Origin of the sequence: Streptococcus suis, assembly GCF_019794615.1 — a bacterium.
GTDB lineage: Bacteria > Bacillota > Bacilli > Lactobacillales > Streptococcaceae > Streptococcus > Streptococcus suis_AI.
On the sequence record NZ_JAIMDU010000033.1, the window covers coordinates 21,945 to 28,166 of the forward strand.

The 6,222-nt window shown below is 35.8% G+C and carries 9 protein-coding genes; 7 read left to right on the top strand and 2 right to left on the bottom strand.

Annotated elements, in window-relative coordinates; all coding sequences use genetic code 11:
- Positions 1-4: 4 nt before the first annotated feature.
- On the bottom strand, positions 5-1,120 hold the full coding sequence (locus K6V43_RS09150) for a DNA cytosine methyltransferase (protein WP_222382776.1): 1,116 nt from the start codon (positions 1,118-1,120) through the stop codon (positions 5-7).
- Positions 1,121-1,148: 28 nt separating this feature from the next.
- On the opposite strand from K6V43_RS09150, the gene K6V43_RS09155 reads away from it, so the two are divergent.
- The 7 genes from K6V43_RS09155 (at position 1,149) to K6V43_RS09180 (ending at position 5,435) form a co-directional block, all read left to right on the top strand.
- Complete coding sequence (locus K6V43_RS09155; RefSeq protein ID WP_222382778.1) at positions 1,149-2,210, top strand: hypothetical protein; 1,062 nt, start codon at positions 1,149-1,151, stop codon at positions 2,208-2,210.
- 122 nt (positions 2,211-2,332) lie between these two features.
- A complete protein-coding gene (locus tag K6V43_RS09160) occupies positions 2,333-3,022 on the top strand; it encodes an XRE family transcriptional regulator (RefSeq protein ID WP_222382780.1) in 690 nt (229 codons plus the stop codon).
- Positions 3,023-3,024: 2 nt separating this feature from the next.
- Positions 3,025-3,252 carry a hypothetical protein gene (locus K6V43_RS09165; protein ID WP_222382782.1) on the top strand — a complete coding sequence of 76 codons (228 nt, stop codon included), beginning with the start codon at positions 3,025-3,027 and terminating at the stop codon, positions 3,250-3,252.
- On the top strand, positions 3,242-3,370 hold the full coding sequence (locus K6V43_RS11595) for a hypothetical protein (RefSeq protein WP_261308039.1): 129 nt from the start codon (positions 3,242-3,244) through the stop codon (positions 3,368-3,370). The genes K6V43_RS09165 and K6V43_RS11595 overlap by 11 nt, the downstream gene beginning before the upstream one ends.
- A 4-nt stretch (positions 3,371-3,374) precedes the next feature.
- Positions 3,375-4,790: a Y-family DNA polymerase gene (locus K6V43_RS09170; protein ID WP_222382784.1), complete on the top strand. Its 1,416-nt coding sequence runs from the start codon at positions 3,375-3,377 to the stop codon at positions 4,788-4,790.
- Complete coding sequence (locus K6V43_RS09175) at positions 4,787-5,155, top strand: hypothetical protein (protein ID WP_222382786.1); 369 nt, start codon at positions 4,787-4,789, stop codon at positions 5,153-5,155. Before K6V43_RS09170 ends, K6V43_RS09175 begins: the two co-directional genes overlap by 4 nt.
- Positions 5,142-5,435: a DUF5960 family protein gene (locus K6V43_RS09180; protein WP_222382788.1), complete on the top strand. Its 294-nt coding sequence runs from the start codon at positions 5,142-5,144 to the stop codon at positions 5,433-5,435. The genes K6V43_RS09175 and K6V43_RS09180 overlap by 14 nt, the downstream gene beginning before the upstream one ends.
- 216 nt (positions 5,436-5,651) lie before the next feature.
- On the opposite strand, the gene K6V43_RS09185 is transcribed toward K6V43_RS09180, so the two are convergent.
- Positions 5,652-6,005, bottom strand: coding sequence for a hypothetical protein (locus tag K6V43_RS09185; protein ID WP_172020982.1), 354 nt, complete (start codon positions 6,003-6,005; stop codon positions 5,652-5,654).
- Positions 6,006-6,222 lie beyond the last annotated feature (217 nt).

Sequence of the window (6,222 nt, forward strand, 5' to 3'; positions counted from 1 at the left end):
TCTTTCACTTAAGAACGTTCTCTAGCGTATAATATACACTTCTTGCAATATGCCAAGCCATGACTGGTGGTACAGCATTTCCTACTGCTTTATATGCTGATGAAGCACTTGTGACGAAATTGAACGTATCAGGAAACGACTGAAGTCTAGCACATTCACGAACACTGAGTCTTCTCCAACCACTCATATCGTCTTCATCCTCTAAAAATGTTCTGTAATGAGCCTCAATATTTCCATGGTGTTCTGCTCGAATTGTAGGAGAAGGTCGATTAGCATCAATCCTATTATTACCTTGCATCTTCTTCCCTGGGTAGAATTTTGCTTTAGAAATATCCTTAATAGTGTGGTTAGGAATTCCAGACTCATTCACTTTGTTCCATAAGTCATCAATCCCGTCATAGGCGGTTCTCCATTTTCTACCAGTTTTTTCCCCAGTTTCATCAAATAGAATTTCAGGATAGTATTGACTCTCAACAGTTCCTAGATCCTTACGAATTCCCATTATTATTACCCTACGACGCATTTGAGGTACACCGTAATCCGCTGCCGTCAGTACTCTATACTGAACATTATAACCATGTCTTTCAAAGTCAGCTAAAATAATACTCAGTGCTGATTCATCAACATTTTCTCCTTTAATATTCTTTTTAGAATTTCGAATCCCATCAACATTTTCTGCAATAAACATTTTTGGCTTATAGTGATCAATAACCCTTATCATTTGTAAATATAGTTGTCCACGTTCATCACTCAAGCCAGCTCTTTTTCCAGAATATGAGAATGTCTGACAAGGAAAACCGCCTAAAACAACATCAACTGGCACGTCTGGTAAATCTTCATTAACATCTAAAACTGAAATACTTCTTCTCTCGACCTTATGCTGAAAGTTTGCTTCATAGGTATCTGCTGCTTGAGAAAATATATCATTTGAAAAAACAATATTAAATGGATTTTTCTCATACTTGTCACCCAAGTACTCAAACCCGCCTACGAATCCAAGATCCATTCCACCCGCTCCTGAAAAGAGACTAACAACATTTAAAGGCTTGGATTCATTATTTATAGAAATACTCTGAGTATTCACTGTGTTATAATTATCATAATAGAACGAAGTTGACATCTAATTTTTCCTTTCTTAGGAGGTAACAATGGAAGTAAAAGATATTTTAGAACTATTTAAAGTCAATATTGAAGCTTTAAACCCTATTGATAAGAAATATTTGGTAAGTAAAGGAAACCAAAATGGATTTGAAGAACTTGTACCAGAAATCGCCAAAAAAATAAAGTCTGATATTAATAATGTTAATATCTTTGACTATACAGTCCATCTTGGGCATCATTTCCCAGACATGGATTTAGTAATCAATCAAAAGAGATACGGACTAGAACTAAAAAGTAGAAATAACGGTTCGTGGGATACAAATGGAAACTCAGTTTTTGAAAGTATTACCGATGAAGACTATGAAGAAATATTCCTACTTTTCGGAAGTAAAGAACCTAACAGAGATCACATCCTAGTTAAATATGACTACTACTGGAAGGTCACAACTGGAATTAATGTGACTCACAGTCCTCGTTTTAAAATTAACATGAATGCCTCTAATAGCGTATTTGCAAATGCTGAAGAATATAATAACCTCAGGGAAATGAATGAAAAGCAAAAAGTTATATTTTTGCAAACATACCTAAAAAAGAATACCTCAGGTATAAAATGGTTTGTTCCACAGTCAGAGACTCCAGAATCAGTAAAACCAACCTCATTAAATAGTCTACCCATCAAGGTTCAAGACCAAGTAAAATCTGAAGTACTAGTATTATTTCCACAAGATTTAATCACTTCCAAAAAAGCTGACTACACTAGAGCTCACGAGTTTATTATTTCAAACCATTTCTACTATAGTAGCTCATTTAGAGATTTTTTCAGTGCTGGAGGTAAGTGGAAATATAATGGTGTTGAATTTCCTCAATCAGTTGGAACCTTATATAGATTAAGTCCTAAAATCAATGAAATTCTTTCTCAAGCTAGTATAGAATTCCAAAACTTAGCGTACCAGAACTGGGAACAATTAAATATATCCTTAGATAAAACCTCGTTTGTGAAAGATTACTACAAAATCATTGATTTTATCGGTGAATTCAATTTCTCACAAAAACTAAATGAAAGTAAGATAAATAACTTATCAAACCTTTTATCTTCCATTCATCATTAAGCATTATACCATAAAAACTTTAGACGCGGTAATTGTCGCGTCTATTTTTTAAATTTTATATTTGAAATCATTAAATTTTTTGATATAATTGTTGCATAATAAAGCAACAAAGGTAGTGCATCATGTTTTCTGGAATTCGTCTTAAAGAAAAAAGAATTGAAAAAAATTTAAATCAGTCGGAAATTGCCAATATATTAGATATCAATAGAGCTTCTTATAGTAAGTGGGAATCTGGTAAATCTATCCCTAATCAGAAGAATCTCACCGCTCTCGCTTCTATTCTTGATGTCCCAGTCACTTATTTTGAATCTGAATACAATATTGTCAATAACTATCTTCAGTTATCTCCCGATAACCAGCTAAAGGCAGAGGAGTATGTTGAGGAGCTTCTTCTTTCTGAACAAACCTCAAACGTCACTCCACTCTTCTCAGTACAAGTTCTATCAGATGTTCAACTATCTGCTGGTCTGGGAGAAGGATTCTCTGACGAGTTTGAAACTGAAACAGTCTACTCCAATGAGGAACAATACGGCTACGATATTGCCGCATGGATTGAGGGAGATTCTATGGAGCCTGTTTATAGGAGCGGTGAAGTCGCACTTATTCGCTCGAATGGTTTCGACTATGATGGTGCGGTCTATGCATTATCATGGAATGACTCTGTCTATATCAAAAAGCTCTACCGTGATGAGGATGGATTTAGAATGGTCTCCTTGAATAAGGACTATCCTGAGAAGTTCATCCCTTATGAGGATGAACCAAGAATTGTCGGTCTAGTTGTAGGTCACTTTATGCCTGTCGAGGGAGTATAGTCATGAAATTAAAAGATATTTTAGAACTTGGAACATATGGTTTCAACCCTGATTGTAAAGTTGAAATATTCAATATGGACAACTTTGAAGAGCGACTAGAGAATGAAGGATTCGATGAAATTCTTATTCCTCAAAATGAAGATGCAAAAATCTATCCTTACGCTTTTTTGATAGAAGACTCTATTTTGATTGCAATGACCGAGGAGGATGACAATACCAATGAACCTTAAAGAAATGATTTACATAAAGGACGAACGTATTATCTTTACTCCTTACAAAATTGAATACGACATCACAGACTACATCGGTGAACTTATCGAAGAGCTAGAAAAACTCAAAAGGAGATAACCCTGTGGGCTATATCGACTATTCTATAGAACCTCAAAGTGACATAGCTTTTCTCGATATGAAGTCCTTTTACGCTTCGGTTGAGTGTGTGGATAGAGGATTGCATCCGCTCTACACATCATTGTGTGTCATGAGCAGAGCAGATAACTCAGCAGGATTAATACTTGCTTCCTCTCCTATGTTTAAGAAAGTCTTCGGTAAAGCAAATGTAGGTCGTTCCTACGACTTGCCATTTGATATCAACACTCGAAAATTCAGCTATCAAAATGCATGGAAACAGGGGATTGACGTAACACCAAAGTATAAATCTTTCATCGAACACTGGGCAAAGCGTACGCTCATTGTTCCTCCACGCATGGACAGATATATTGAGAAGAATCTAGAGATTCAACATATCTTTCAAGACTATGCTGCTCCAGATGACATTCTTACCTATTCAATCGATGAAGGATTTATTGACTTAACAAGCTCACTTTCTTACTTCATTCCTGATAGAGCAATGACTAGGAAAGATAAGTTAGATAATGTTTCGGCTATGATTCAGAGAGATATTTACCGTAAAACAGGTATTATCTCAACTGTTGGAATGAGCAATTCCAATCCTCTTCTAGCTAAATTGGCTCTAGATAATGAAGCTAAGAAAACTGCTACAATGAGAGCTAACTGGTCCTATGAGGATGTGGAAACTAAAGTCTGGGCAATACCAAACCTAACCGATTTTTGGGGAATTGGTAGTAAAACTGAGATTCATTTACAAAAACTTGGTATTCATTCAATCAAAGAACTGGCCAATTTCAATCCTGATATTCTCAAAAAAGAATTCGGTAAAGTCGGTGTTCAACTTTGGTTTCATGCCAATGGAGTTGATGAGAGTAACGTCCATGAACCCTATAAACCAAAATCACGAGGATTGGGTAACTCACAAGTACTTCCTAGAGATTACAGAACCCAAAGAGAAATTGAAATCGTATTAGCTGAAATGGCTGACCAGGTTGCTAATCGACTGCGTTCAGCCCATAAGAAAGCAACTGTTGTTTCAATCCATATTGGCTATTCTAGGACTGAGATGAAAAAATCTATAAATGCTCAGAAAAAAATTGAACCCGCAAATCTTCCAAAAACAATGGTTGGTCATGTACTAGAATTATTCCGAAAAAAATACACCTCTGGTGCAGTGAGACAAATTGGTGTATCTTATAGTGGCTTCGTAGATGAAAGTTATACTCTACTATCACTCTTTGATGATGTAGAACAAATTGAAAAAGATAATAGACTTCAGACAGCTATTGATGTTGTCAGAGAACAGTTTGGCTTTTTAGCCATACAAAAAGGAACCGTCCTAACTGAAGGTTCCAGAAATATTGAACGCAGTAAACTTATCGGCGGTCATTCCGCTGGTGGATTGGAGGGATTAAAATGATTGACCGTTCATACTTACCATTTCAATCAGCAAGAGAGTACCAGGATACTAAAATGCAAAAATGGATGGGCTTTTTCCTATCTGAGCATACATCTGCACTATCTGATGATGTAAACAAAGTAACGTACATGTCTGATTTGTCAATGGAGAAGAAATTATTACTCCTCAGTCAAGTGTACGCTGGGCAATTGCACACACGCATTCACGTCGTTGAAAAAAACAAGCGAGTTTCCTACACTGGAACAATACCAAGTCTAACCAAAGATTTCATTTTAATAAAAACTCCAACAGGTCACCTCAATTTGAAATTGAAAGATATTATTAGTATTGAACTTGTAGAGGAGGTGCTCTATGAATCAGCTTGAGTTTCAACGTAATCACCTGCAAATGGACTATTACAGCGAGAGCTACCAAGATTTTGAACGTGACTTCTACCGCTACTCCAATATGAATATTCCATTAACCTTTCTGACTGATGATATCCTCAAAACAATGGCAACTTCTCGTAAGAATTACTTTGTCCTAAATAAGGAAAAGGCTAGAGATAATCGCGATCACTTCTTCCTATTTGAGGTAAGTACCATAGATGAAAATCCGCTAATCTACCGCTATTCTTACAAGAAAACAACTACATACTTAACATAAAAATAGGAGCAGTTCAATTGGCTGTTCCTATTTATATGCATTCATAAATTACTTCAAACTCAATGAATAAAATTCCGAAGACAGCCGAGAACACTACTTTCTATTCTGTATTGAGCCCATCGAGAACAATAAGCTCATCAGAAAATAAGTCTCCCAGAAGACCGTTTACTATACAAACTAAAAGTAGCCTTAAGCACCTTTTAATTTATACAACTTTCAATACCAAGCTCTCATACCATTCTCTGGTGGATTTCCTTTTTTTAAACCGTCTAGAATACCAGAGATGGCCTGATCTGCATAAACTCTTCTGGTGTAACCCTCTGTAACGTATTCTTCTAAATCATCTCCGCCATTTTCAGCAATCATATCATTGAGGGCTCTTATCAGACTATTTCTTTCCTCGGCAGTAACGTATCTTTCAAAGTCCCTAGCAGCTAACTTAACTAGATAGATACTCTCAGCATTTAAATTAAGTTCAATGACACCTGGCTCAGATGCAAAATCGCCTTCAGGATAGTAATGATAAATATAGATATCATTTTCTGATGTAACAAGTTCAAATTTTACCATAATTTCTCCCATTGACTTGGCATTGCTCAGTCCTCAATTACAAACCTACTATTTTTAAATATGTCGCTTCCCTAGATTAAGTGTCTCTTCCTCTGACATCTGTACTACTCTAGAAAAGTTACCATTGATACTAGGTCTCCTCTTTAAATCAAATATATTTCAAAATATTACTCCGACTCATCATATTCTCTATGATTGCAAAATTTTTTGCTATAAA

Coding starts and splice junctions, on each gene's coding strand:
- K6V43_RS09150 (WP_222382776.1), bottom strand. CDS start 1,120: ATGTCAACTTCGTTCTATTATGATAATTATAACACAGTGAATACTCAG.
- K6V43_RS09155 (WP_222382778.1), top strand. CDS start 1,149: ATGGAAGTAAAAGATATTTTAGAACTATTTAAAGTCAATATTGAAGCT.
- K6V43_RS09160 (WP_222382780.1), top strand. CDS start 2,333: ATGTTTTCTGGAATTCGTCTTAAAGAAAAAAGAATTGAAAAAAATTTA.
- K6V43_RS09165 (WP_222382782.1), top strand. CDS start 3,025: ATGAAATTAAAAGATATTTTAGAACTTGGAACATATGGTTTCAACCCT.
- K6V43_RS11595 (WP_261308039.1), top strand. CDS start 3,242: ATGAACCTTAAAGAAATGATTTACATAAAGGACGAACGTATTATCTTT.
- K6V43_RS09175 (WP_222382786.1), top strand. CDS start 4,787: ATGATTGACCGTTCATACTTACCATTTCAATCAGCAAGAGAGTACCAG.
- K6V43_RS09180 (WP_222382788.1), top strand. CDS start 5,142: ATGAATCAGCTTGAGTTTCAACGTAATCACCTGCAAATGGACTATTAC.
- K6V43_RS09185 (WP_172020982.1), bottom strand. CDS start 6,005: ATGGTAAAATTTGAACTTGTTACATCAGAAAATGATATCTATATTTAT.